This window comes from Paenibacillus sp. JT31N17 (assembly GCF_056269255.1).
Genome location: NZ_JBWDNP010000011.1, coordinates 208301 through 234672, shown reverse-complemented (window position 1 = coordinate 234672; position 26372 = coordinate 208301). Strand labels below are relative to the sequence as shown.

Genomic DNA, 26372 nt, shown 5'->3' with positions numbered 1-26372 from the left:
CTTTTACGCGGCTTGCGGTGCTTAATCGTTTCGGCTGGTTGCCAATTTGGCCGCATAAATAGCGATCAGGCTGAATAGTAGAATCAGGATGGAAACGGCGCTTCCGAGCCCGAAATTCATATTGTTGAAGGCGTTGGTATACATGTAAATCGTCATGACCTCCGTATTATGGGCCGGTCCGCCGGCTGTCATCACGTAGATGAGGTCGAAGACCCGGAAGCTGTTGCTGATCGAGAAGATCAGCGTCACCCAGATCGTTTCCTTCAGCATCGGCAGGGTGATATGCCAGAACCGCCTCCAGCCGGTCGCTCCGTCCATAGCGGACGCTTCCCGGATCTCTTCGGGAATATTTTGCAGGCCGGCCAGAAAAATTACCATGTAGAAGCCGTAGTTTTGCCAGAGATAGGTGATGCTTACGGACAGCATGCCCCAGCGCTCGCTGCCCAGCCAGTTTTGTTTCCAGGAATCCAGATGGAGCAGGCCGAGAATGCCGTTCATCAGCCCCGATTCCGTGCTGTAGACCATATTCCAGATCATCGAAACGATAACCGCCGAGATGATGACGGGGAGAAACAAAGCGGACCGGTATATTTTGAGGCCTCTCAAAGAGCGGTTCAGCAGCAGAGCGAAAAACAGCCCCAGGGGCAGCTGGCCCACGATTCCGCTTACCATCATGAACAGATTGTTTTTGACGCCTTTCCAGAAGATATCGTCCTTCAATATGGAGGTGTAATTATCCCAGCCCGCGAAGGTCATGTCGGACAGACCGTCCCAATTGAAGAAAGAATAGTAGAAGGACATCGCAATAGGAATCATCGCGAAGCCGATATAAATAATCAGGGCGGGGAGCATCCCGATAAAAATAGTCAGCGCCATCCGCTTCGTTATCGTCATAGTTGGCCCTCCTTTGCTGTGGGTTTTCTTATAAGGGGGATGAAGGGCGGCCGGGGACAAGCCTCAGCCGCCTTTATACAATAAATCCCTGATCCGTTTTTCGGTTATATCCAGATTGCGAGAGACTTCGAGCCCGCAGCGATTTCATCTGCCGTCATCTCGCGGCCTAACGCGTCGGAGAGGTACAGGCCTTCGCTGATCAGCATCGTCGAAAGCGCGATTTCGGCCGTCGGCAGAAGGCTGACACGGCCCTGCAGGGCAGCAATCCAGTGCTGCTGGGAGGAATCGTACGCATCTTCATTCTCTCTCATCCGGTGCCAGCGGGTATCCATCCGGTTCAAGTCGATCCGGCTGTCCAGATCCATATCGGCGACGGTCGTATGATAGCTGAATTCGGAGGTTTGCTCCGCCGAATGATAGGCGGGAAGCCGGATGCCGCCCCGTGAGCCGATAATGCTGCTGCCTTCAACGCCGCCGAGATGAACGGCCCAGGCTTCGAAAATATCCAGCGTCACGCCGCCTTGAAAGGTGACGAAGCCAAGCGCGAGCTCTTCCACGTCGAAGCCGCTTTGCGCGCCTCTTTGCGGATCCATATCCATCTCTTGAATTAATTTGCCGGTGACCCGTGCGAGCGGCGGGTTCCCGAGCAGATACAGCATCTGGGCGATATGGTATACGCCCATATCCAGAAGGGCGCCGCCGCCTGCGCTTTCCTTCCTCGTGAAATGGGCGGTGCCGAAGCCGTCTACAAAAGGGCGGCCCCGGCGCCTGAAGCCGCTCGACCGGGCATGGAACAGCTTGCCCAATTGTCCGTCGTCGATCAGGGCCTTCGCGGCCTTCGTTTCCTTCTTGTACAGCATGCCCAGCTGGATATGCAGCATCTTCCCGGACTCGCGGGCGGCGTCCACCATCCATTTGCCGTCGTGATAAGAACCGGCGATCGGTTTCTCGCAGTAAACATGCTTGCCGGCCTGGAGCGCTGCGATCGTCAGCGGCGCATGAAAGTTATTATGCAGACATACATCTACCGCATCGATATCATCCCGCGCCAGCAGCTCTTTATAATCCGTGTAAACATCGGGAACCCCGTATTTCTCCGCAGTCTCCCGGGCTTCCCGTTCGTTGATGTCGCATACGGCAACCACCTGCGCGCCTTCAATGCGGGAATAGTTGTCCAGATGCTGCTTGCCGATAATCCCTACGCCTATAACGCCGATTCTGATTTTTGCATTTTCCAATGTTTACGCCTCCAATTTCTGCCCGGCAGTCCGTTTTACCGCCGCCAGCAGTCTTTTCATTGAGGCCAATGCCCATTCAATCTCGATGTACGGATCGGACGGGGCGTTATATTCGACCGCCCAATATCCTTCATATCCGCTGTCTGCCAGCGCCTTGACGGCATCTTCGGCTCCTGGAGAAGCAAGCGTCCGGGCATCCAGATGTACGTGGTTTACCCAAGGGGCAACAAGCCGGTTTCCCTGTTCACCGGTGTCATTCCATCGTCCGATGTGGAGCAGAATACCATATCCCGGGTGATCGACAGCTTCAGCGATCCGCTTCATCCACCTGGGATCAAGCGATACGCCCGTATGATTCTCCGGGCCAACCGTAAACCCGTAATCGGCGGCTATCTGTGCATATTCCCGATAGCGTAGAACCGTATACACAAACTGCTCCTCCGTCATCTCGCCGGGTCCCCGGTTGGCATCGATTCGAACCGTCCGGGCTCCCAAGAGATGCGCAGCATGCAGATGCGCCAGCGCATTGCGGTGAAGCTGCTCCCTGACATCGGGATCCGGGTCCCACAAGTGGGCCCGGTCAACAATCAGGTTGGCGACTGTCAGTTGCTTCTCGTCAAGCGATCGTTTGATTTTGCGGAGATGGTCATCGCTTGCGAGCTTCCAGAGCGGAACATTGCGATCTGTGAAGAAAGCGTTCCACAGATCCACAGCTTCCAGCCTGTAGCGGTGCTTGACCGTCTCCAGATAGCCGAAGATGTCCATTTCGCCTTCGCTGAACAGCTGGTAGAAGGAGAATCCTCCAAGGGAAGCTTTCACTTGCCATTCCTCCATTCCCTGACCAGACGGGATATACGCTCCGCCCGAATTATTTGATCTTATCCATGGCCTCTTGCATATCCTGAGCGACTTGTTCCGGCGTTTTCTGCTTCATGGTGATGGCTTGAAGGTCGTTCTCGATCACATCCTTGATCGTTGCCGGCATTACGCTGTCGAACACAAGGGCATCGCCGTTCTTGGTCAGCTCGATCATTTCCTTCAAATATTTGCTCGTATCCGCTGGCATTTCCACCGTAGCCGGAACGACGATGCCTTTGCTCATCAGGTTCTGGTACAATTCAGGGGCGTAGAAGTACTGCAGGAATTTGAGCGCCGCATCTTTCTTCGCTCCGCTTAATTCTTTGCTCAGCCCGATACCGTATTGGACGACTCCGGCGCTTTTGCCTGCCGAGCCTTTGCCGCCTTCGATGGAAGGGAACAGCGCAATGCCGATGTTATCCGGGTTTTCCGTATTGCTGACGCGGAATTTGGTGTCGATCGTCGAGCTTGTCATCGTCATGGCGGATTTCTTCTGCAGGAAATAATCCTGCACCTGCACTTCGTCCATCGTGTTCACATCGGAATTGAACGCTTCGGCCTTGTTCAGCTCATCGAGAATGCCCAATGCCTTGACATAGTCGGGATCTGTGAATTTAGCTTCGCCCTGCTTGACCTTGGTGAGGAAATCGGTGCCGGCAACGCGGTCTCCGACAGCCGACATGAAAGTGGACTGCAGCGGCCATCTGTTCTTGTTGCCGATACCCATCGGCGTGACGCCTGACGCTTTCAGCTTCTTCACCAGGTCAAGGAAGTCGGCATAGGTCGTCGGAAATTCATTGTAGCCAACCTTCGCCAGCATATCTTTATGGTAGTAGATGATATCGACAAAGGTCATTTTCGTCGGGATGGCGTACTGCTTGCCATCTACGTTATAACCGGCCAACGCCTGAGCGGGAAGGACGTCTTTCCAGTTGTCCATGATTTCATCAATGGGCATCAGCACATCGGCGTCGATGTAAGGGTCCATATCGATGCCGGGAAACAGGATGAACATATCGGGCATGCTGTTTCCGGCCGCTTCCGTGCGGAGCTTGGTACGGTACTGCGCGGAAGGGATATCCTGCGCTTCGATTGTGATGTTCGGATTCAGCTCCTGAAATTTCTTGATCCGCTCCTTGTACAGCTCATTGTCCACATTGGGACTCGACCAGTTGTCCTCCATGGTGAGCGTAACCTTCTCATCGGATGCCGTCTGAGGCTGACCGTTCTCCGTGGCGGTGTTGTTGTTCCCGCAAGCTGTAATGACAATCAGTGCAACAGAAGCAACAGCAAGAAGCGATTTTCGAAAAAAACCTGTACCCATACACATTCCCCTCATCTTATGTTATTTTTATTAACATTAACCTTACAGGACTATTATATAATGAGCTCATTTGCTCTTACTATCCCGGCGAATTATGATAACATCCAAATTTTTAATGCAGATACAGGACATGATACTTGTTTTTGAGGTATATCGCGATTGGACAGCCGTCGGGTTGAAAATAATGAAAAGCCCTGCTATTGCGCATTTTGGCGGGAAGCAGGGCAGGGTACCACCGATTATACAATAGGCAAAATGCTGCTGCCGACAGAAGAAATATGCGGCCGGCCGCCGTTATGCAGGGCCCGCACTACGCACCGGGATGCTGCGCGGCGGGATAAAAGCCGGACTCACCACGCGGCCACTTCGCCGTCCGCCCTTGGTTCTGTGCCGCCAGCCAATACGCCGGTTGCGGAATCCCGCCAGATGATCTGTCCCCGTCCAAACATGCCCGAATCCAGCGCACGCTGCACCACATGCCCTCTTCTGGCCAGAGCCTGGGCGATGTGATCGGGGAACTGCGGTTCCACCTCGATTATCTTTTCTTTAATCCAGCGCCATCTCGGCGCATCCAGCGTTGCCTGGGGATTAAGATGAAAATCGATGGCGTTCATCACGACCTGCACATGCGCTTGCGGCTGGATCGATCCGCACATCACGCCGAAGGGGCCGACCGGCATTCCGTCCTTCGTGATAAATCCCGGAATTATCGTATGGTAGGTCTTCTTCCTGGGCGCAAGGGCGTTAGCGTGGTCAGGATCCATGGAAAATCCGGCACCCCGGTTCTGCATGCAAATCCCCGTTCCGGGAATGACAATTCCGGAGCCGAAGTCGCCGGAATGGCTCTGGATGAACGAGACCATATTGCCCTCGCCATCCGCCGCTGCCAAATAGACCGTGCCTCCCTTAGGCGGCTCGCCGGCCAATGGAAGCAAAGCTTCCATCCCGATCAATGATCTCCGCTGGTCTGCATAAGCCCCGGAGAGCAGTTCCTGGACGGTGACCTTCATGCTGCGGGGGTCCGTAATATATTTCAGACCGTCCGCATAAGCCAGCTTCACAGCCTCAATCTGCTTGTGGTAGGTGGATACCGTATCCTTCGCGTCAAAATCCATGCCTTTGAGAATATTGAGAGCGATCAGAGCGACGAGTCCTTGTCCGTTCGGAGGAATTTCCCAGATATCGTAGCCCCGGTAATTTACGCTGATCGGATCTACCCACTCCGGTCTGTATTGGGCCAAATCCTCTTTGCTCAGGAATCCGCCATGCTTGCGGAAGAAAGCATGGATCTGTTCCGCCAGTTCTCCGCGATAGAACGATTCCGCCCGGGTCCCGGCAATCGAGCGCAGTGTACGGGCGTGATCCGCTGAGCGCCAAATCTCGCCTGCGCTTGGTGCGCGGCCGTCCGGCGCGAACGTGTCCATCCACGGCTCATGCACTTCATTGTTCAAAGCGCTGATATTGTCATAGCCCAGCTTCCAGTATTTCGCTATTGTCGGAGATACCGGGAAGCCGTTCTCCGCATATTCGATCGCCGGCTTCAGCACTTCGGCGAGCGGAAGACGGCCGAACCGTTCCGACAAAGCGGCCCAGGCCGCCGGCGTTCCGGGAACGGTAACCGGCAGCATGCCGTAGGCCGGAATTTTGTCGTATCCGGCGGCTCGGACTTTATCGATTGAGATCGATTCGGGAGACGGGCCGCTGGCGTTCAAGCCGTGCAGCTTGCCGTCGATCCAGACGATGGCGAAGGAGTCGCCTCCGATGCTGTTGGAATTCGGCTCGACGACAGTCAGGCAGGCGGCCGCGGCGATGGCCGCATCCACCGCGTTGCCTCCCGCTTTAAGCATATCGAGGCCCGCCTGTGCGGCAAGCGGCTGGGTGGTGGCGACCATTCCTTTTTTTGCGTAGGTTACCATCCTTCTGGAGGGGTAAGGATTCCATAAGGCGTCATAATTCATGCTGCATCTCTCCTCCTCTGCTGCTTCAATCAACTGAATAAGGTTTTCAACTGATGTATGCGCTTTATTTTTTGTTCAATAGAACGACTTAGCCCATTCTTCTTTACGTAAGGTTAATGTGTTTATTATAATCCGTGTCATTCAGAACCGATATCCTACGCAAATATGATAATATCCCAAAATATTAAACGGGTTTGAGGCCCATTCTTTTTTCGCTATATTGCTCCAAACCTACACACGTTGTACACAGATGTCTTCTATACTTGGTCTTGACGTTACAAATGGAGGTGTGGCTCGCATGATGAAGAGAGCAGGAAAAATGCCGTGTCCGGTATAATCTTGTGATAACATGACGGTATAAGAATGCATGCCGCAGCTTAAATTAAGATACACCAGATTGCAGGCAGATATGGAGTGTACAGCAATGAAACGAAGTATATTGTTAGTAGAAGATGATATGCTTATGCGTGAATTTATAACGGATTATTTCATAAAGGAACAATGGGAAGTGCATGAGGCGGAGAACGGAAGACTCGCGCTGGAAATTTTTGAACGGACCACCGTTGATCTGATTGTTCTGGATATCATGATGCCGGAAATGGACGGATGGTCGGTATGCCGGCGCATTCGCGAGAAATCGGACGTGCCGATCATCATGATCACGGCAAGGGCGGAGGACGATGATCAGGTTATGGGGTTCGAGCTTGGCGCCGATGAATATGTGACGAAGCCCTTGAGTCCGAGGGTACTGGTAGCCCGCGCTACTGCATTAATGAAAAGAACCGAAGGAACGATCGGACGTGAAGGGGACATGCTGGTCTATGGGGATTTATTGGTGAACAGAATGGCGCATACGGTATCTGTTGCGGGCAATACGATCAATCTGTCGCCGAAGGAGTACGAGTTGCTCCTCTTTCTCACCAGGCACTATGGCAAGGTCCTGCCCCGTGAATATATTCTGGATTCGGTATGGGGTTACGATTACTTGGGGGATTTGCGCACAGTCGACACCCATATCAAAAAATTAAGAGCCAAGCTCGGAGACGAAGGCCGGTATATAGGCACCGTCATTCGCGCAGGCTATAAATTTGACATGGAAGCATGAGAAGGCGCGGCGTAGTCCTAAAACTTTTCATTGTCACATCTGTTCTGATTTTAATTGTTTTTTCCCTGGTTATGCTGGCGGAAGGATTGTTTTTCGAGCGGTTTTACCGGTCGTCCAAGATCCATGCGTTAGAGAGGAATATGAATCAATTCGCGGATCAATTCGAACAGGCGGAAGCGGGCGGACAGCAGGTGTCGCGGCTGCTCGGCGCCTTTATGAACCATAATGATACCAGCACGGCAATCTTGAATGACCGGTTCGAACGGACAGCTATCAATCCCTATTTTCTGAAGCTGCAAGTAGGCAGCAAGACGGTTACCATTCCTATCCCGCAGGATGGGATGACGATTAATTCCATCCCGCAAGTGATGCAAATCGGCGATACGCTGGTGGTGGACGGGATCTTCATGGATGAGGCGGATACCGTCATGCAGCCCGTGGTCATCCAGCAGAAGAATTCGGAGCTTGAACAGGGTTTGGTGCGTGTGAAAGGGAGAATAACGGATTTGATGCTGCCCGAGCAGCGGTCGTACAACCCTCTCTATCAGGATTCCCTTATCGACGATGCGCTTGAGGACTGGAGAGAGCAATCGGAACAATACGGTTCCCTGCTGCAGGATGGTTCCCCTGTTCAAGTGGAATGGACAGACGAATGGAGCGGCGTCAGTTACGCGGTTCTGATCCGGGAGCTGCCCGAGGGTAAGAACGGGGACCGTTATTTATTCGTCATGACCTCGCTGCAGCCTGTCGGGGAAGCGGTCGAGACACTGAAGCAATATTTTGTTTATATCGCGCCAGTTATTCTTATCCTTGTGATCGTTCTGTCCCTGATTTATTCCCGGATTGTCTCCCGTCCGTTAGTGATGCTGAGCCGCTCGGCAGCGCGTCTTGCGAAACTGGATTTTACCGCACAGCCTGAAATCCGTTCAAAGGATGAATTCGGGGATCTTTCGCGCGATATGACTGTGTTATCCCGGAATTTGGATGCAGCCCTGAAGGAGCTTACCCATGCGAATGAGAAGCTGCAGGAGGATATCGAAGACAAGGAGCGGTCCGAGCAGCTTCGCAAAGAGCTGATCGCGAACATCTCCCATGAGCTGAAGACGCCGCTCGGCATCGTTAAAGGATTTGCCGAGGGGCTGCAGGACGGGGTGGCGAGCGATAAAAGAGACCGTTATCTCGCGCTCATCGTCAATGAAACGGATCGGATGAACGCTTTAATTCTGGATATGCTGGAGCTTTCCAAATTTGAAGTCAAGGCCGTTCGGCTGCAGCCGGGAAGCCTGTCGATGGCAAGCCTTGTTCATAAGGCGACTGATTCGTTTTCCGGTCAATTGGAGAGCAAGCGACTGCAGGTCAGGTTAAGCCAGGAGGATGGGGAAGTACCGTTAGTCACGGCAGACCCCAGACGAATCGAACAGGTAGTCATGAATTTATTGAGCAACGCCATTCGGCATGCGGTGGAGAACAGTGTCATTACAATTGACATCAGGCGGACTTCTCCGGGAAAGGTAACTACAGTTATCGAAAATACCGGACCGCCCATTGCAGAGGCGGATATGGGCCGGATATGGGATCACTTCTACCGGGCCGAGCGTTCCCGGGACCGTAAATCCGGAGGGACTGGTCTGGGACTTGCGATCGTCAAACATATTCTGGAGCTTCACGAAAGCGAGTATGGTGCGGTCAACACGAGTCAAGGCGTCGCATTTTCTTTTACATTAAATGAAAGCAGAGGAGAACATCATGAATAACAAGAAAATCATCTATCTTATTACAGCTCTGATTGCGCTGATTCTGATTAGCGCGTGCGGTGCAAAATCAAACAACGGATTATCGGATCCTGAAAACGCGACCCCGGCTGAAACCAATCAAGGGAATACCGCCGGCCAGAACGGCGATGCGGCGAATTCTCCAGACAATACTGCTGCTCAGGACGGCAATGCTGTGAGTTCCCCGGACAATGCCGCCTCTGATGAGGGCGCTGCGGCGAATTCCCCAAACAATGCCGCCGCTGATGGCAGTGCAGCGGATTCCGACAAGGAAATTTTAATTATTATCGATCAGACTCCCAAGCCGATTGAGGGAAACAGTTTCGATTTTGTGGTGAACAAGCTCCCGGAAGGGTACTCGCTGAGTCAAATTCAGTGGGTTTCCGACAAGACCCAGATTACCAATACGATAGCGGAAGCCATTGAACACGGACAAAACGGGGAAGACGGGTTCTACATCAGCGGAGACGGACAATTCTCCGGCTTCTTCTATCCGGATACGATGAAGGGCGAGGAAGGCGAGGTAAGCTTCCTGTTCAAGGATGATCAAGGCCAGGAGTTAACCTGGAAAAAGAAAATAACCTTGAATTAATGCCTCAGCAGAGGTGCATGCGATGAACGGGTTTGAAAAACAGAGCAGTCCCAATGGGATTGCTCTGTTTTTTCTATGTTATTCCCGGCAAACCATCAACAGGTTATCGTCGGGGTCTTTGATGACGAACCAGTGATCCTGCTGGATATCCGTGACCAGGTTAATGTTATTTTCTTGGGCAAAAGCATAGGAAGCCTGCAGGTCACGGGTCACCAGCATAAACGCCGGCGTCTTTGTATTCGGGGCGCCTCCGGGTTCCTTCCCGCCCCACATCGGCATCGTGTCCAGGATAAGACCCGTTCCCTCCATCGGCAGCGGGCAGAGATGCCCGTTCATGATTTCGCAATCTCCCGGAGACAGCCCCAGCAAGCGGCAGTACCAATCCCGCGACCGCTCAATATCCCGGACCGGCACAAAAACACTGCCGACCTTGTTCCTGATCGGACTTTGCGCAGCCGCCTTCTGCCGTTCTTCCCGGCCTGAATGACTCATATGCATTCCCCCAGCTCAAATTTTGATTCGCCGTTCCGATTTTCTTGGCAGGCCCGCCATTAACCCCCTGACAGGGAGGTTCCGGTCTCGAGCAATGTCTTCATACCCGACAGAACAACCGGCAAACCGCCTTCAAGTACCCGGGAAGTATGGGGCGACAGCTCGAATTCGTCATGTGTGACGGTTACCAGTGTGACCCCGTCCAGCTCGTCAAGAGGCTCGATCTCCCATGTGAGGCAGGAGGGAATTTCCTCTGCAGTCTCGGCCAATGCGAGCAGCTGCCAGGACATGACAAGCCTGCGGGGAGGGTCAAACGCGATGATGGTTCCTTTAGCCTGAACCTGTCCTTCCGGGCTCAGAATCTCATAAGGAGAGTCGATTCCCCAGTCAGACCGGATAAAGCCATTATACCAATATTTAGATGTCAAAGACGGGTCGGTAAGGGCTTGCCATACCTTTTCGGGAGTCGACCGGATGGCGATGCGGTTAATGTGACGCGGCTTATGCTCCATAACAGGTTCACGCTCCAGTTCAGATTTCATGGCGGTTAGTTGCAAGGCCCAGGGCTCGGCATATTTGCTAACCCATCGTTCATAGATTTGCCTGATCGGCACGGGATTCAGATAATGCAATTTCTCTCTGCTGACCTTCCTTGTCGTAATAAGGCCTGCTTCCTCCAGCAGATTAAGATGCTTCATGACGCCGAACCTGGACATGTCCAGATGCGTGCACAGCTCGCTTAATGTGCGTCCATCCGATTCCTGCAGCAGATCCAGCAGTGTGCGCCGACTCGGGTCGGCCAGCGCTTTAAATATATCGTTCTCCAGCCGGCACACCCCCTATAGATTATTCGATCCGGATCCGTTATCCGGGAAAAGCGCATTTATTTCTTATCGTGGTGTTGACATGTTACTTGATGGTAACATAATATAAAGGTGACTTTATGGTCACATTATATCATGCCCCGGTAAAAGCGACAACTCTTTGTGCTTACTGCGCACGCGTTACGGGGTGGGGAATCGGAGGTATTTAATTGATGAATCCGTACGGGAACAAATATGATGCCGCGGTAGTCGGCGGTGGGCTGGCAGGACTGACTGCTGCCGTTTTTCTGGCAAGAGCGGGCAAATCCGTTATCGTGCTGGAGAAAGCGGGCCGGACGGGAGGCCTTGCCCAAACGGTCAACAAGAATGGAGCGCTCTTTAACTTCGGTCCTCATGCCATGTACGAGGGAGGAGCGGCGCTGCGGATATTGGAGGAGCTCGGCTGCCGGCCGAAGACAGGTTATACGGCCGCAGGCAGGATGCTGGGAATTCTGAAGGGGGAGATTATGCAAATTCCGCAGCACTTTTCACCCGAAGAAAATGCGGAATGGACCCGGCTCACGGGCGGTCTGCGCCAAATCGATACCGCTTCGCTTCGCGGGATCAGCCTCCAGGAGTGGGTGGAAACCAATCTTGTCCACGAGCGTGTCCGGCTCCTGTTCAGTGCCATGTGCCGGCAGGCGGCGTTCTGCGGTGATCTGCATCTGCTAAGCGCGGGCTATGCCATAAGGCAGTCGCAGCTTGCATCGCAAGGCGTCAAGTATGTGGAAGGCGGCTGGCAGACCGTTGCGGATAAGCTGCGGGAGCTGGCCGTTCAAGCGGGTGCCGTGATCGCCACCGGGCGCAAAACGGAGCAAATTGCAGTCGGAAGCGGGAAAGTCCGCTCCATCGTGCTGTCTGATGGAACGCCGGTTGAAGTCTCCGCTGTTATTGCCGCCGTTGGTCCGGATGAAGTCTGCCGGATGGTTGAAGGCTCGGAGCGTATGTCGCTCGGATCCTGGAAGGCGCAGTCCCGTCCGATCTATGCCGCGTGTCTGGATGTGGCGCTGCGGCAAGTGCCGAGACCGGAGCATCTCTTCGCTGTGGGCATGGATCAGCCGCTCTATTATTCCAATCATTCGGCTTCGGTTACATTAAGCGATAACGGCTCATATGTCCTGCATCTCATGAAATACAAAAATACCCGCAGCGAGGCAGAGCCGGGGGCCGACAAGAAGCAGTTGACCGGCCTTCTTGACCTGCTGCAGCCCGGCTGGGAGGAGGAAATGGTCGCCTCCAGATACTTGCCCGGACTTCTCGTAGCACATGATGCGCGCACGATTCATCACAATGGAGTGGGGCCGGCGGCAAGTCCCGCTGTTCCGGAAGTCCGCGGGCTGTTCGTCGCCGGCGACTGGGTCGGCAGGGATGACCGGCTCGCCGATGCGGCAATGTCCAGCGCCAGGCTCGCCGCGCAGCAGGCGCTGAGCGGTATGTATGCAGAGATGTAACGGGCATGCATAGGAGCGGATTCATTTTCATCATCAAATAGACCAGCATCGCCAGGAAGACATCTGCCGCCGGATGTCTTTTTATTTTCCCTGAACTGTTTCCATATAAAGCTATTTGGAGCCGTTAATCGTATATATAGAAGATTTACCATTATATAGGGCGACCCAATATAACAAAGGGAAGGATCGGAATGTATGCTGCGTGTTGAAAACTTGTCTCATTCTTTTAAGAACGGCGGCGAAATCACCCCGGTGCTTCAGCATATCAGCTTCGAAGTCAAGCAGGGCGAGATGATCGCACTCCTGGGAAGCTCGGGCTCCGGCAAATCCACCCTGCTGAATTTGATGGCGGGTCTGATGAAGCCGACGGAAGGCACGATCCATATTGCCGGCCACAACATTGTAACCATGGGGGAGAACAAGCTGGCGGAGTTCCGGCGGGGGCATATCGGTTTTATTTTTCAGGCATATGAGCTGATTGCCAATCTGACGGTCCGCGAGAACGTGGAGCTGCCGCTTGTGTTTCAATCGATCCGCCCCTCCGTGCGCAAGCAGCGGGCGCTGGATCTGCTTGAGCAGGTGGGCATTCCGGAGAAGGCGGATATGTTTCCTTCGCAGCTGTCAGGCGGACAGCAGCAGCGCGTCAGTATTGCCCGTTCCCTGATTACGGAGCCCTCGGTCATCTTCGCGGATGAGCCTACGGGCAATCTGGATACCCGGACAGAGGAGGAAATTATCGCGATTCTGAAGCAGCTCAATGAAACGATGAAGACGACCTTTATTATCGTGACGCATGAACGGGAGGTTGCACAGCAAACGCAGCATATTATTGCGCTTCGGGACGGATTTCTCGTCACCGAGACGGATGCGGCCAGCACAGTGTGGGCAGGGGGGAACAGAAGTTGAGAATTCGCGACATTACGCGCTTGTCGTGGGATCAGGTCAAACGCCGGAAAGTGGTCACGGCGCTGTGCGCGGCGGGAATTTCCATCGGCTGCGCGGCCATTGTCGTCGCATTAAGCGTGGGCGAATCGGCACAGACCTATATTGAGCAGGAAATGAACAGCTTCTTCAAAATGGATGAGATTACGGTGACGGAAAACGGCGGCATATCCTCTCCAGGCAGTCAGGAAACAACGGATGAGCAGAGCCTGGAGCGGGGGAAGCTGACGGACCAGAAGCTGGAGATTATCCGGAATATCCCGCATGTGAAAGCCGCGGCGCCATTCCAGCAGCTGAACAGCTTTCAAATGCAAACGGTGGATAGCCGCAATTCCTATATTGAAATCATCGGGACGGATCTGAATTTGCTTCCGGAATTCGATAAACCGCTCATGCAGGGCGCTCCTTCCGATCTGCAGGGGACCGTTATCCTCAGTTACGGCGCGACACTCGGACTCGTCGACGAAGCCGCGCGGCAGAGCGTGCTGGAGCAGATGCAGAAGAATCCCTACGACAGCAAGCTGACGGAGCAATACAATAAATTGAACCAGACGCCCTCTCCGCTTTATCAAAGGCAGGTCCAGTTCCGCAATCTTCAAGAGCCGGAGAAAACAACGGTCAGCTCGCCTTTCCGTGTGGCAGGGGTCCTGAAGAAAGCAAGCGGGGTGAGCGAGGAGTCCGCCTCCTATGACAAGAAGGCCTACATATCGCTGGACACCGCGCAAATGCTCATGCAGGAGCTATATCCCGGCCAAAGCCAGCTTGCGCAGGCAAATGTCTATAATTCCATTCTCGTCAAAGTGGACGATCAAGCATACACCGAGCAGGTAGAAAAACAAATCCAGAAGCTCACCCTGTCAACACAAACCAATTTGCAGCAGAAAGAGCGGATCGCCCAGCAGTTCAGCATCATCAAGGGCGTCGCATTGGGCGGCGGCGTGTTTATTCTCATTATCGCCTCCATCTCGATCGTGGTGGCCATGACGATGTCGACCTATCAAAGGCGGAGGCAGATCGGCATTATGAAGGTGCTTGGCGCGAATTTGGGACAAATCCGCAATATGTTTATCGTGGAGGCGGCCTTGCTGGGATTTCTCGGAGGCCTGCTGGGTGTATTGTTCTCCTACTGGATTGTATGGGGAATCAACGGCATCATTAATGCGGTTGCTCCCGAGCAGGAGCAGGTCATTATTTTCATCCCGCTGACGACCATTCCCATTGGCATGCTGTTTGCCATTATGACAGGCGTATTATCCGGCATTTATCCGGCGATCAGCGCGTCGCGCACAGATGCCCTGACCGCCATCCGGCGAGATTAGCTATACATGAAGGGAGAAGAGAAGCTCGCATGAAGAAAAAAATAAAATGGCTGATTATCGGGATCATTCTCATTGGCATCAGCTACGCGCTCTATACCGTATCCAAGCCTGCGCCTCGAATCGAGGAAATGGCGGACAAGCAGGCTATCACCTTCAAGGTAAGCACGGAAACGCTCGTCAATACGGTTGAAGTAAAAGGGAAATCGATGTATGAGCAGGAGACGTTTGTCTATGCTCCTTTTGGCTCCAGGGTTACGGAGTGGAAGGTGGAGGACGGTCAGCAGGTGAAGCAGGGGGATGTCCTCTTTCAATTGGACCAGACGCAGCTGCAGAACGAGATCGAGCAGCAGGAAGCGGAAATACATAAATCGAAGCTCGAATCCGAGCTTAACACCTACATGGACAAGCTGGACCAGGAGGCGGTAGCGCTTGGCGACGAAACGGCAAGGGCAAGGGAGCTTGCATCCAAGGAGGTCGCCAGACTGAACCAGGAGCTAAGCGAGGTCACGAGCGGAATCAAGCTCAAGGAGCTTGCGCAGCAGAAGGCCAAGCTGAGCGAGGCCAAGTACCGCTCTCCCGCCTCGGGTATTTTTCTGTATGACAGCGCCAGCGCCCATCCGCAGATGGTAACCGATAATCAATATGTGGGCAAAATCGTCGATTTGAACAAGCTTCAGCTGATTGCGCTCGTTGGCGAGCAGGATATCTTCAGCATTAAGCCGGGGATGCCGGTTGTCGTCAGAATGACAGCCAAGAAGGAGCTGAAGCTCTCGGGCAGCGTATTGAAGGTATCCAAATTCGCCAAGACCGGGACGGATCAGAACAATATCGACCAGGCCGCCCAGTTCGAGGTGGTGATTGCGCTTGAGCCCAGCGAGTATCTGATTGCGGGCCTCAGTCTGAACGGCGAAATTGAAATCACGCGCAAGGAAAAGGTTACTGTCGTGCCGACCATCGCGGTCATGCGTGAGCAGGATGCCTACTATGTTATGCTGGACAAGGGAAATGGCATGTACGAGCGCAAGGATATCAAGATCGGCATGGAAACACCGGAGAATACGGAGGTGCTGGAAGGCTTGAAGGTTGGCGATACCGTTGTTCTGAATTAACAGAGCTTGCAGGGGAAATGCAGCAGCCGGGAAGGCAGGATTACCCAGGCTTTCCGTTCCGGGGAGTAAAGGGTAAGCGGGTCGGATAAGACTGACAACAGGTGGGAGAATTCATAGACTTGACATAGCTCCCGGGCGACACTAAAGTGGAGTTTAATGAGGTGTGTATGATGAGCAAACGCCAGGATATTATGAACGCTACACTGGATCTGATCGATGAAGAAGGGCTGCAGTCCGTCACCTTCGCCAAAATATTGAAGAAAGCCAATGTAGGCTCAGGCACCGTCTTCAACTATTTTGGCAGCAAGGAAGAATTGGTCAATGAAGTATATAAAGAGGCACGATTGCATATGGGCAACTGCCTTCTGGCCGGTTACGATCCGGGGCTGAGTCTGTATGAGAGGTTCAAATGCCTCCAGTTGAACAGGCTTCGCTTCGGGATCGATTTTCCCAAGGAATTTCTGTTTATCGACAACTATTCGTATTCGCCCTATATCTCGGCCGATCTGCGCAATATGGACGATGCGGGCTCTTCGCGGGCCGTGCAGGATGTCATCGTCGAAGGGCAGAAGCAGGGGGTCATCAAGGAGATGGCTCCCCATATGTGCCACCAGCTCATCCACGGCATTATTTCCGCCATCGTCAAGGGTTATCTCGTGGAGAAGTATCCGCTGACGGAGCTTGAGGCGCAGCAGACGCTGGAGGCGTCGTGGAAGGCGATTAGGGTGTAGATGGAAAGTGGGATGTGCAGGGCAGTCGAGCGGGGAAGGTCCGGTGAGAGCGGCAGAGTGCTGGCGCGTGTAAGAAGAATAGAACTGGGCCGCCGCTCAGCTGGGAGAGCGCATCGCTGGCCGCGATGAGGTCAGGAGTTCGATCCCCCTAGGCTCCACCAAATACAAATTTTAAGCAGCCAATACGGCTGCTTTTTTAATTGTATTTGATGGAATGCCCAGAGATTTCCCGCGCGGACGGAACGGATGATAAAGCTTAAGCTTCGAAGAAGTTACATCGAGAGTGCAGGAGCACGGCGTCTGAATCTGCCGCTAAAAATCCCCATAGACTAAGCCTCGTCAGCCATTAAATCAAGATTCGTATACCCCCTTAATGGACCATCAGGCCCCACTAAATAAACAATTTCAACCACGTCCAAATTCGGACGTGGTTTTCTGTTTATTGCTGGATTGCCCAGGGGGATGAGAACCCCAAGGAGTTTCTCGTGCACAGGGAGTGCTGTTGTGTTTGGACCCGACTTTGGTCTAGTTGAAGTGGAGACTGTAGATGGATGTTTCTCTTCACTTGCCTTCGTATAATCAACTCGAATAATGTTCCAATTTCATTCAAATCTGGAGTAATAAGGATGGGAAAACGCGTCAAACCAGGCTTCAAAAAATGCAATAAGAGGAGATGTGAAAATGAAAACGTTAATCGAATTCAAAAAAGTAACGAAAGAATACAAAATAGGAGAGGTCCCGATCAAGGCTCTTGCAGGTGTTGATTTTTCCATATCAGAGGGAGAATTCGTCGTTGTTTTGGGTGCTAGTGGTGCCGGCAAAAGTACAATTTTGAATATCCTTGGCGGTATGGATACGGCTACTGCAGGCCATGTGTTTGTTGGTGATCAAGAAATCACAAGGTTCAATGAAAAAAAATTAACCGAATACCGCGGTGAGAAGGTTGGCTTTGTATTTCAATTCTATAACTTGATTCCCAATTTAAACGCTCTGGAAAACGTTGAATTTGCCACTGAAGTATGTAAAAACCATCTGGATGCTAAAGATATTCTACATAAAGTTGGATTACAGGATCGTATTAAAAACTTCCCTTCCCAGCTCTCTGGAGGAGAACAACAAAGAGTGGCCATAGCTAGAGCCGTTGCCAAGAATCCTTTGCTTCTACTATGTGATGAACCAACCGGAGCTTTGGATTATGTGACAGGGAAGTCGGTCTTAAAGCTTCTTCAAGATCTGAACAAGGAGACGAGGAAATGCGTTGTCCTGGTCACGCATAACTCCGCGATTGCTCCTATGGCGGATAAAATTATCAAGGTGAAGAGCGGAATGATCGAAAGCGTTACGGTGAATCACGACAAACAGAATGTTGAAGGGATCGAGTGGTAATGATGAAGTTATATTTAAAATTGGTAAGGGATATCAAACAATCGGTCGGGCAATTTATCGCCTTTGTGCTGGTTATCGCAGTAGGCGCCTTTTTCTATGCGGGGCTGGTCACGTTAAGCGATAATCTTGGCGCTTATACGAAGGTTTACTTTAAAGAGCATAATTTAAGCGACTTGAATGTCTATTACAGCCAAATTTCCAAGCAGGACGTGGCCGGGTTAGGCCAAATTCAAGGTATAAGCAAAATCGAAGGACGGTTCACCCTGGATGCGACGCAGGCTTTTGAAGATATGAAATCTTCTTTAAAGATACATTCGATCCCTGCAAATAATGTAATCAATACACCTGCGCTGATTGAGGGCAGGATTCCGTCACAAAAGGATGAAATCCTGCTGGATTCCCATTATGCGAAGGAGCATCAATACCAGGTCGGTGATCAAATTCAGACAAGTGTGAATGGGAAAAATGTGACGTTCACCATTAGCGGCTTGGGTGAGAATGTGGAATATGCCAAAAAAAACGAGATCCAGGACCATAAAACCTTCGGTGTAGCTTATATGACTGAAGCGGCCATACCTCAAATCGCAGGCGGCTTTTACTATAATGAAATCTTGATTGATGCCGAGGAAGGTTACGATATTGACCAATTAGGCCAAACCATTGAAGCACAATCTAAAGAACTCTCCTATGTAAACCAAATCAGTAAAGAGCGGACGTTCAGTTATTCTCAACTACAACAAACAATTCATAATAATAAATTGATGAGCAGGGTTATCCCGTTGGTTCTCTTTATGATCGAAGCGATTATTCTCTTCCTTACCATGTCGCGGATCATTGATTCTCAAAGAAATCAAGTAGGCATCATGAAGGCGTTGGGTGTAAAAAACAGAAACATCATGCTTCATTACATGGGTTACCCAGTGCTGGTAGGGATCATAGGCTCCATTCTAGGTTCTGTCCTTGCCGCTAGTGTATTTATTCCATTAGTGAGGGCGTCGAATGCCAAAGCCTACTCGCTGCCTGATATCATCTTCTCCTTATCCTTAACTTCTGTGATCCCACCTATCCTTTTCTCCAGTGCGTTTGGAATCCTGTCCTGTTACTTGAGCGGCAGAGCCATCCTGCAGGAACGTGCAGCCCAGGCGATGCGTCCCAAACCGCCTAAGAAGATGAAGAAGCTGCTAATCGAAAGAATTCCGGGCATCTGGAGCCATATTTCCTACAGCTACAAGCTCATTTTGAGAAATATATTTTTAAATAAACCAAAAGCGTTAGCGAGCTCGGTTGGTGTTGTAGTGAGTACGGTTTTATTGATTACCGCTTTTGGTACTCAAACAGCATTGCTTAGAGTGGCTAACCAAGTTGAAGAAGTTTATTCCTATGATTTGAGAGTGGATTATAAGACGGGAACCGCTATGAATACGTTAAACCTGCCCTCCGGCATAACGAATAGTTATTTTTTATCCACCTTTCCTGTTGCATTCATGAAAGATGATAAACAAGAAAATGCAACTTTAGTCATTTCTGAAAAAGATAACAAGCTCATTCATTTTTTTGACGAAAATGACAATAAGATATCTTTAGAAAATAGCGGTGTACTGGTACCCCAATCTTACGCCGACAAATATCACATAGTAGAAGGGGATATCATCAACATCCAGTTCACAGAGCCCGAGTTTAAAAATAAGATTGTAGAGTTGAAGGTTTTGCACATATCTACACAGTATTCGAATCCGTCGTTTTATTGCACGCCTGCGTATCTGGAGAGCTTTGGCATCAAGTACAATCCAACCTCGCTTCTAGTGGAGACCAGCAGCGCTACAGATCTTATAAGTGTTCGTAATTTCTTCGAACAAGATCAACAGGTAGATACAATTGCAGACAAGAATGATTTGAAGGAATCGGCTCAATATATACTGAAGCAAAATAGTTTTATCTTTATCATGTTTATCATTTGTGCGGTCGTGCTTTCCTTTGGCGCTATCTATACGATATCTTCCATAAACATTTATGAAAGAATTCGAGAGCTTGCTACACTTAAGGTATTAGGCTATCAGAAAAACAAAATAAATAGACTTATATTCTTGGAAAACATCATTCTAACCACATTTGCAGTAATTGCAGGATTACCGATAAGCGGCTATATGTATGGAATGGTGGTAAAGGCACTGTCGAGTTCCCATCAGCAAATCCCGGATAAATTAAGTATTTCTATATTGCTTGTGTCGATTATGCTTGCATACTTGCTTACCATCCTCTCTAACTTATTGCTTCGAAGAAAAGTAACTAAAATCAGTATGATTGAATCATTAAAAAGAATAGAATGAAAGCAAAAAAACAAATTATATTTATGAGAAAGTGGAGCATATCTTTGGCTATCGTCAATTAACGCTGCATACGCGCAGCCAAACGGGAAAAACGATTAACCATAAGCGCGTATACCGTCTGATGAGGGTACAGGGAATCCAATCCGTTTTATCCTGGAAGCAGCCCTTTGCTTCATAGCGATCGAGGCTACAGGCGAAGCAGTAGTATTGGCTAAGAAACAGGCAACCCATTACGGCGTGGTGCCTGTTTTTCTTATTTCGCCTCCATTCGGAATCCAACTTCTCCTTTATCACAAATCTGATGAAAGCAGCAGGAATCGCTATAAAAACAGCAGGAATCGCTATAAAAACCCTCATACCATTTGGCCGGAGGATCATCTACAATTTAAAGCAGGAAGGGCGATTCTTCCTAAAATGTTAAGTGAATCTATTTTGATTAGGAGGTAACTGATGAAACGTATTACAGCAATTCATTTCAGAGGTTTATGGAAGCGCCTGTCCGCGGTAATTGTAACCGTGAGTATGGTTGCGATGTTTGCGCCGGTCGTTGCGGTTTCGGCTGCAGAATCGGGGACAGAGGAAGGGGCCGGAACCGGTTATATCGTTGAAATTAATGAAACTGTTACCAACGGTTTTACCCATCCAGGCGTTGGGGTAACCAAACCGATACTGGAAAACATGAGAACGCAGGTACTGGCGCAAAAGGAGCCTTGGTATTCCTACTACCAGGCCATGACCGTATCCGCGACCGCCTCGAAGACGGTTACATCCAGCAATCAAAGCGCCGCGGATCCGACGAAACCGGACATCACTGCTTTTGACAGCCAAGGCTTTAATTCAAGATTTATTGCAGATGGTTTGAAAGCGTATACACAATCGCTGATGTATTATATTACCGGCGAAGAGGTTTATCGGGCGAATGCCATGGGCATTATCCGCATCTGGTCCCAGATGGACCCCGCGAAATACAAGTATTTTACTGATTCGCATATTCATACGGGCATTCCTCTCAACCGGATGGTCACGGCGGCGGAAATTTTAAGATATTCCAGCTCCCAATCGGATGAGCTGAAGTGGACCGAGAAGGATACGGCCGACTTTACGAATAATCTGATTAATCCGGTCATCGAAACCTTTCAGCACGATAATAATCAATTTATGAACCAGCATAACTATCCGCTGCTTGGAGCAATGGCGGGTTACATCTTTACCGATAACAGAGCAAGATATAATGAAGCGGTCGAATGGGCGACCGTGAATAAGACGGCTAGCAATCAGGGCTTCAACGGATCGATTAAGCAATTGTTCCGATTAGTCGACACGAATGCGGAGACAGGCGAGAAATTGGACGAGCCGGTCGTTCAACAGGTGGAGATGGGCCGGGATCAGGCACATGGGGCCGGCGACTTGACGAATGCGGCCATTCTCTCGCGTATGTTTTTGGCCCAGGGGACCAAAGTCGACCCGGTGGAAGGCACCGTATCCGCACAGGACAATGCCGTCGGGTACTATGAGTTTCTGGATGACCGGGTTTTAGCGGCTGCCGACTTCTTCTGGAAGTACATGCTCGGTTATGACACGCATTGGGTTCCGGTACCATTCTCCATCTTTCCGGACGGAACGGTGAAAGGCATCTACTCGAAGTTCTCGGATTCGTACAGAGGAAGAATGAATACGGCTTTATTTTGGGATATGTATTACTACTACACCTATGTGAAAGGGGTCAATGTCGCGGAGAAAGCCCCTTACTTCTATGAAGCATTTACCAAGCGAATTCCATCCAATTATTATTATCAAGGGTCGTTCAGGCAAGCGTGGGAAAGTCCGGACGGAGGCGGAGACTTCTGGATCTATATGCCGAAGGAGGCGGAGTCCGAGGGAGCGAAGTATCTTCCCGAAGAGCAGACAAGCGATGCGCTGGTAGAAGCAGAAGACCGGTATACGGCGTTTGACGACAATACGGTTACCATCCATGAGGGAGATGCCGCTTATGTGCGGACAAAGGCAACGGAAGAGGGAAGCAAATACGCCCTGCAGAATATTTCGTATGCCAATCGCGCAAATTCCCGGCTTATCGGAATAAAGTTTCGAACGGACGGAACGGCTGTATTAGAGCTAAGTAAAGAAAGCGATTCGGCGCCATATCATACGCTAACGCTGCCGGATACAAAGGGCCAATGGAAATACATGACCTATGACATGGGGATCAGCCATGTTTCCTATGGTCAGCTTGACGGCGATTACAGCCTCCTGTATATGAACGTGAGAGGAGCAGGCACAACGGTAGACATTGACCACCTAAACGTCAAGGCAGGCGAGCAACTGACGCCTCCGGCCTTTAAAGCCGGAAATTCGGATATGACTTTATTTGCTTTTGTCGGCGCGCCTGTGAACCTGGATTTTTCCGCCGATGATGCTGGTCAAGATGGGGTCATCTCTTATGAGTTGTCGAATAAGCCGCAGGCTGCTTCGTTTCATACGGGTACCGGCATATTGTCCTGGCAGCCGGCGCAGGCCGGGACGTATTCCTTCATTGCCGAAGCTTCCGACGGCACGACGCTTGCAGCCAAAAATGTCACCATCATTGTTTCCGACGACCGTGCTTCTGCCATTGAAGCGGCAACGGCGATTTATGATCCGGATGCAAGCTACGTAACCGCGTCGCTGAATCATTACCAAGCCGTGTATGACGCGACGATGAGCCAGCTTGCGAACGCGACCGATGAGGCTTTCTATCAACAATTGTTAAACCTGAGGAACGCGGCCGAAAGCCTTCAACTGTTGACGCCTGTATTACCGGATGACGGAAGTATAGATTATAGCAAAATCGTTACGTCCACATTTGACGATGCAATCTCTCTCCTCGTGGATGGCAACGACAACACTTTCCCGGTCTACTCGCTGGCACCGTATCCGAATCTGTATCACATCTTGGATTTCGGACTCGATTATAAAGTTTCGGCCGATTCGTTTGCTTTTGAAGGCAGAATGAATTTCGTAGACCGGATGGCGGGTTCGACGGTATTCGGGTCCAACGACGGAGAGAATTGGACGCGGATCACGCCGGGACAAACGGCGTTTACCGACGGCGTTGCAACCCTTGACGTGGCCGATGCCTATAAAGATGCCAGGTTCCGGTATCTTAAAATTCATTTGGTCGATCCGCAGCCCGATGTGCTTCGCGGCAGCATTCAGAATTTGTTAGAGCTCGCCGAGTTTAGAATCTATGGCAAGCGGCATGAGACGAATAACAAGCTGGCGTCGGTTTCGATTAGCTCGGACCAGAGCGTGAACGGCAGAATCGTGTTAGGCGACACGGCCAAGCTATCGATCAAATTCAAAGAAGCGATTCGTAACGTGAAAGTCAGCATTCAAGGTCAGGAGGCGACGGTCAGCACGCAGGACAACGTCAATTGGACGGCCGCGGCAGTCCTGAACGATAAGAACCAAACCGGCATGGTGAAATTCGTCATCGACTACGAGGAGAATGATGGAACGAGGGGAGAACAGGCGTATTCCACGACCGACAATTCCAAGCTGTATTTGACCGACGAGTCGGCTTTGATTCGCAACGTGACCGGCATCGCCGATCTTCTTGATTCGACTTCGGGAAGGACCGCTGCTGAAACATTAAAACAGGCCAATTATCTATTCGATAACAATCCTACAACGAATTCCGATTTCCGCTTAAATGGCGGCGGGGCTGGGGGCTACATTACGTTCGACTTCAAAGAAGGCCATGCAGCCGCATTATCGAGCGTAGAAATGCTTGCAAGACAAGACAATAATTACGCCAGAATTAAAGGTGCCGTTGTTCAAGGCTCCAATGATCTTGTGGCGTGGAAGACAATTTCCCAGGAAGCGGTAGCTTCGGCGGATTGGCAAAGCATCACCACGAGCAGCCAGGTACCATACCGTTATATCCGGATTTTCAATTCGAATTCGTGGTTCGGCAACATGGCGGAGTTAAGATTGCACGGGGAAGTGAAAGCGGCAGACTTGACGCCGCCGGTGACAACGGATAATGCGCCGCAAAGCTGGATTAATGAGGATGTGAAAGTAACCTTCTATGCCGACGATGCCGATTCCGGCGTAGAGGCTACCTATTATTCCGTAAACGGAGGCGAGCGCCAAACCGGGAACGAGGTGACGTTGACCGCCGATGGAACGCATACATTAGTGTATTGGAGCGTGGACTTCGCAGGCAATGCGGAAGAGCCGCATACAGTTACGGTGAACGTCGACAAGACGGCGCCGGCGTTATCCGTCCTGCCGGATAAGACGTCGATTTGGCCTCCGAATCATAAAATGGTGAAGGTCCATGCTGAGCTGAGTTCCGATGATGCCGGATCGGGCGTTGAATCTGTGGCGTTAACGTCAATTGCCTGTGATCAACCCGATAGCTGTCAAAGCGACATAGAGGCCGAATTCGGTACGGCCGCCGTTTCCTTCTACTTGCGCGCGGAAAAATCGCGCAATTATTCGATCACGTATACGGCAACCGATAAAGCAGGTAACAAAACGGTTGTAACTGTAACCGTCGCAGTACCTCATGATCAGGCTGATAACCAATAAGAAAATTCTGTTTCAGTAGGAAGGCTTAGCGACATTCTCCCAAGATGAGAGGTGTCAGATACACCAGAAGTGAATGGAGAGGCTGCTCCGAGAGGGAGTGGCCTCTTGATTATGCAAATGACTTGAACGGCTATGCATAAATGGTTTATGGGGCGAAAGAGGAGGCAACCCAGGCTGAAACTGTGGTTACTATTCTTGCTGTGCTTCACCTGAAGGGTGAACCTTGGTATGTCCGCGCGTATATCTGCATCAGTTGTTACTTGCTTCAAACATCAACAAACCCGACTCCTCATTGACAACAGGGTCAATCAATATGTACAATTTATTTATTCTGACCATTCAGTATAAATAAATTGGATAAGGTGAAATCATGCCCAAACTGGGAATGGAACCAAGGCGCCGAGCAGATGTCATAAACGCCACGTTAACCTGCATTAGCATTTACGGAATCGATGGCATGACTCTGGATAAGGTTGCCGAGTATGCGGACTGCTCAAAGGGTGTTGTCACGTATTATTTTAAGAATAAGGATAATCTGACGATCGAAGCCTTCCAATCGTTCTTGGCCTATTATGGGCTGAAGATAGAATCAGAAATTGAAAACACCATGACAGCCGGGGAAATGATTGATGTTACGCTGAAACATATACTGCCGCCATACCGTGATGACAAGGAGAAGAAGATTAATGTTTCGCGGCTTGATGGAATTGACAAGATGTTTATCCCGTATGAAGATCAAGGAAGGCTCTTTCTGCAATTTTTCTCAAAGGCCGTGTTGGATCGCAATTTGCAGGAAGTCGCATCCAAGAGCTATCGGGCTGATTTCGATGGCATAGCAAAGATTTTTGATTACGGCAACAGAATGGGACATATGTCTGTGGAAAATTCCCAAAACGCTGCATATGGGCTGCTGGCGATGGCAATAGGTCTAAGCTTCTTTCGAGTAGCGGACATTCCGCCCGTCAATGGGGAAGATAATCGAGCCATCGGGGATGATTATGTGAGAAGGCTCACCAATAGTTGAGTATATTTCTTTGTTAGGAGGATGTTTATGAATATAACGAAGGTAGAAACAGGCGGGGGAACGATTGCCGTCGTGAGCAGCAGCGAGATCGTAATAGAGGATGTACAGTCAGCATTGGATTTGATGGCAACCGTACAATATGAAGCAGGCACTGATCGTATCGTTATAAACAAATCCCTGCTAAACGAAAGCTTTTTCGATTTGAAAACACGCCTTGCAGGTGAAATACTTCAGAAGTTCATCAATTATCGGGTGAAGTTTGCCATTATTGGAGATTTTTCCGTGTATTCAAGTCAAAGCCTTAAGGATTTCATCTATGAATGCAACAACGGCAACGATTTCTTTTTCCTGCCGACCGAGCAGCAAGCGATTGAAAAGTTAAGCAAGTTGAGGTAGCAGATGGGACAGGAGG

Annotated in this window: 22 protein-coding genes; 15 read left to right on the top strand and 7 right to left on the bottom strand. The window is 50.8% G+C overall.

The genetic code is table 11. From position 1 onward, the window contains the following. Positions 1-21: 21 nt before the first annotated feature. The 5 genes from AC0YOB_RS27650 to AC0YOB_RS27630 form a co-directional block, all read right to left on the bottom strand. Complete coding sequence (locus AC0YOB_RS27650; RefSeq protein ID WP_475795509.1) at positions 22-894, bottom strand: carbohydrate ABC transporter permease; 873 nt, start codon at positions 892-894, stop codon at positions 22-24. A gap of 104 nt (positions 895-998) precedes the next feature. Beyond that, positions 999-2132, bottom strand: coding sequence for a Gfo/Idh/MocA family protein (locus AC0YOB_RS27645; RefSeq protein ID WP_475795508.1), 1134 nt, complete (start codon positions 2130-2132; stop codon positions 999-1001). Between the two features lie 3 nt (positions 2133-2135). After that, positions 2136-2951 (bottom strand): sugar phosphate isomerase/epimerase family protein, encoded by an 816-nt coding sequence (locus AC0YOB_RS27640; protein ID WP_475795507.1) that lies wholly within the window; start codon positions 2949-2951, stop codon positions 2136-2138. 49 nt (positions 2952-3000) lie between these two features. Continuing rightward, on the bottom strand, positions 3001-4314 hold the full coding sequence (locus AC0YOB_RS27635; protein ID WP_210038674.1) for an extracellular solute-binding protein: 1314 nt from the start codon (positions 4312-4314) through the stop codon (positions 3001-3003). A 350-nt stretch (positions 4315-4664) separates the two neighbouring features. Continuing rightward, positions 4665-6272 carry a gamma-glutamyltransferase family protein gene (locus AC0YOB_RS27630; RefSeq protein ID WP_475795506.1) on the bottom strand — a complete coding sequence of 536 codons (1608 nt, stop codon included), beginning with the start codon at positions 6270-6272 and terminating at the stop codon, positions 4665-4667. Between the two features lie 424 nt (positions 6273-6696). On the opposite strand from AC0YOB_RS27630, the gene AC0YOB_RS27625 reads away from it, so the two are divergent. From AC0YOB_RS27625 to AC0YOB_RS27615, 3 genes are all read left to right on the top strand, one after another. Continuing rightward, the gene (locus AC0YOB_RS27625) at positions 6697-7377 is read left to right on the top strand and encodes a response regulator transcription factor (protein WP_475795505.1); all 681 of its coding nucleotides are present in this window, start codon (positions 6697-6699) and stop codon (positions 7375-7377) included. A gap of 140 nt (positions 7378-7517) precedes the next feature. After that, positions 7518-9131, top strand: a complete 1614-nt coding sequence (locus tag AC0YOB_RS27620) for a sensor histidine kinase (protein WP_475795504.1) — start codon at positions 7518-7520, stop codon at positions 9129-9131. After that, positions 9124-9741, top strand: a complete 618-nt coding sequence (locus AC0YOB_RS27615; RefSeq protein WP_475795503.1) for an LptM family lipoprotein — start codon at positions 9124-9126, stop codon at positions 9739-9741. Before AC0YOB_RS27620 ends, AC0YOB_RS27615 begins: the two co-directional genes overlap by 8 nt. A gap of 78 nt (positions 9742-9819) precedes the next feature. Here the strand turns inward: AC0YOB_RS27615 and AC0YOB_RS27610 are convergent, their stop codons facing one another. Continuing rightward, positions 9820-10233 carry a VOC family protein gene (locus AC0YOB_RS27610; RefSeq protein WP_475795502.1) on the bottom strand — a complete coding sequence of 138 codons (414 nt, stop codon included), beginning with the start codon at positions 10231-10233 and terminating at the stop codon, positions 9820-9822. A 59-nt stretch (positions 10234-10292) separates the two neighbouring features. After that, positions 10293-11069 (bottom strand): ArsR/SmtB family transcription factor, encoded by a 777-nt coding sequence (locus AC0YOB_RS27605; protein ID WP_475795501.1) that lies wholly within the window; start codon positions 11067-11069, stop codon positions 10293-10295. A 200-nt stretch (positions 11070-11269) separates the two neighbouring features. Between AC0YOB_RS27605 and AC0YOB_RS27600 the strand changes: the two genes are divergently transcribed. The 12 genes from AC0YOB_RS27600 to AC0YOB_RS27545 all read left to right on the top strand — a co-directional run bounded on the left by AC0YOB_RS27600 (position 11270) and on the right by AC0YOB_RS27545 (position 26356). After that, positions 11270-12547, top strand: coding sequence for a phytoene desaturase family protein (locus tag AC0YOB_RS27600; RefSeq protein WP_475795527.1), 1278 nt, complete (start codon positions 11270-11272; stop codon positions 12545-12547). 195 nt (positions 12548-12742) lie between these two features. Then, positions 12743-13453: an ABC transporter ATP-binding protein gene (locus tag AC0YOB_RS27595; RefSeq protein WP_210038679.1), complete on the top strand. Its 711-nt coding sequence runs from the start codon at positions 12743-12745 to the stop codon at positions 13451-13453. Further along, complete coding sequence (locus AC0YOB_RS27590) at positions 13450-14808, top strand: ABC transporter permease (protein ID WP_475795500.1); 1359 nt, start codon at positions 13450-13452, stop codon at positions 14806-14808. The genes AC0YOB_RS27595 and AC0YOB_RS27590 overlap by 4 nt, the downstream gene beginning before the upstream one ends. Positions 14809-14837: 29 nt before the next feature. Further along, positions 14838-15917: an efflux RND transporter periplasmic adaptor subunit gene (locus AC0YOB_RS27585; protein ID WP_475795499.1), complete on the top strand. Its 1080-nt coding sequence runs from the start codon at positions 14838-14840 to the stop codon at positions 15915-15917. A 167-nt stretch (positions 15918-16084) separates the two neighbouring features. Continuing rightward, positions 16085-16648 carry a TetR/AcrR family transcriptional regulator gene (locus AC0YOB_RS27580; RefSeq protein ID WP_475795498.1) on the top strand — a complete coding sequence of 188 codons (564 nt, stop codon included), beginning with the start codon at positions 16085-16087 and terminating at the stop codon, positions 16646-16648. A 681-nt stretch (positions 16649-17329) separates the two neighbouring features. Beyond that, positions 17330-18034: an ABC transporter ATP-binding protein gene (locus AC0YOB_RS27575; RefSeq protein ID WP_475795497.1), complete on the top strand. Its 705-nt coding sequence runs from the start codon at positions 17330-17332 to the stop codon at positions 18032-18034. A gap of 2 nt (positions 18035-18036) precedes the next feature. After that, the gene (locus AC0YOB_RS27570) at positions 18037-20361 is read left to right on the top strand and encodes an ABC transporter permease (RefSeq protein WP_475795526.1); all 2325 of its coding nucleotides are present in this window, start codon (positions 18037-18039) and stop codon (positions 20359-20361) included. A 31-nt stretch (positions 20362-20392) separates the two neighbouring features. After that, on the top strand, positions 20393-20539 hold the full coding sequence (locus AC0YOB_RS27565; protein ID WP_475795496.1) for an IS3 family transposase: 147 nt from the start codon (positions 20393-20395) through the stop codon (positions 20537-20539). Positions 20540-20568: 29 nt separating this feature from the next. Beyond that, positions 20569-20808: a hypothetical protein gene (locus AC0YOB_RS27560; RefSeq protein ID WP_475795495.1), complete on the top strand. Its 240-nt coding sequence runs from the start codon at positions 20569-20571 to the stop codon at positions 20806-20808. Positions 20809-20811: 3 nt separating this feature from the next. Next, positions 20812-24936, top strand: a complete 4125-nt coding sequence (locus AC0YOB_RS27555; RefSeq protein WP_475795494.1) for a discoidin domain-containing protein — start codon at positions 20812-20814, stop codon at positions 24934-24936. A 370-nt stretch (positions 24937-25306) separates the two neighbouring features. Next, entirely contained in the window at positions 25307-25960 is a 654-nt protein-coding gene (locus AC0YOB_RS27550) for a TetR/AcrR family transcriptional regulator (protein ID WP_475795493.1), read from the top strand. Positions 25961-25987: 27 nt separating this feature from the next. After that, on the top strand, positions 25988-26356 hold the full coding sequence (locus tag AC0YOB_RS27545; protein WP_475795492.1) for a DUF4180 domain-containing protein: 369 nt from the start codon (positions 25988-25990) through the stop codon (positions 26354-26356). Positions 26357-26372 lie beyond the last annotated feature (16 nt).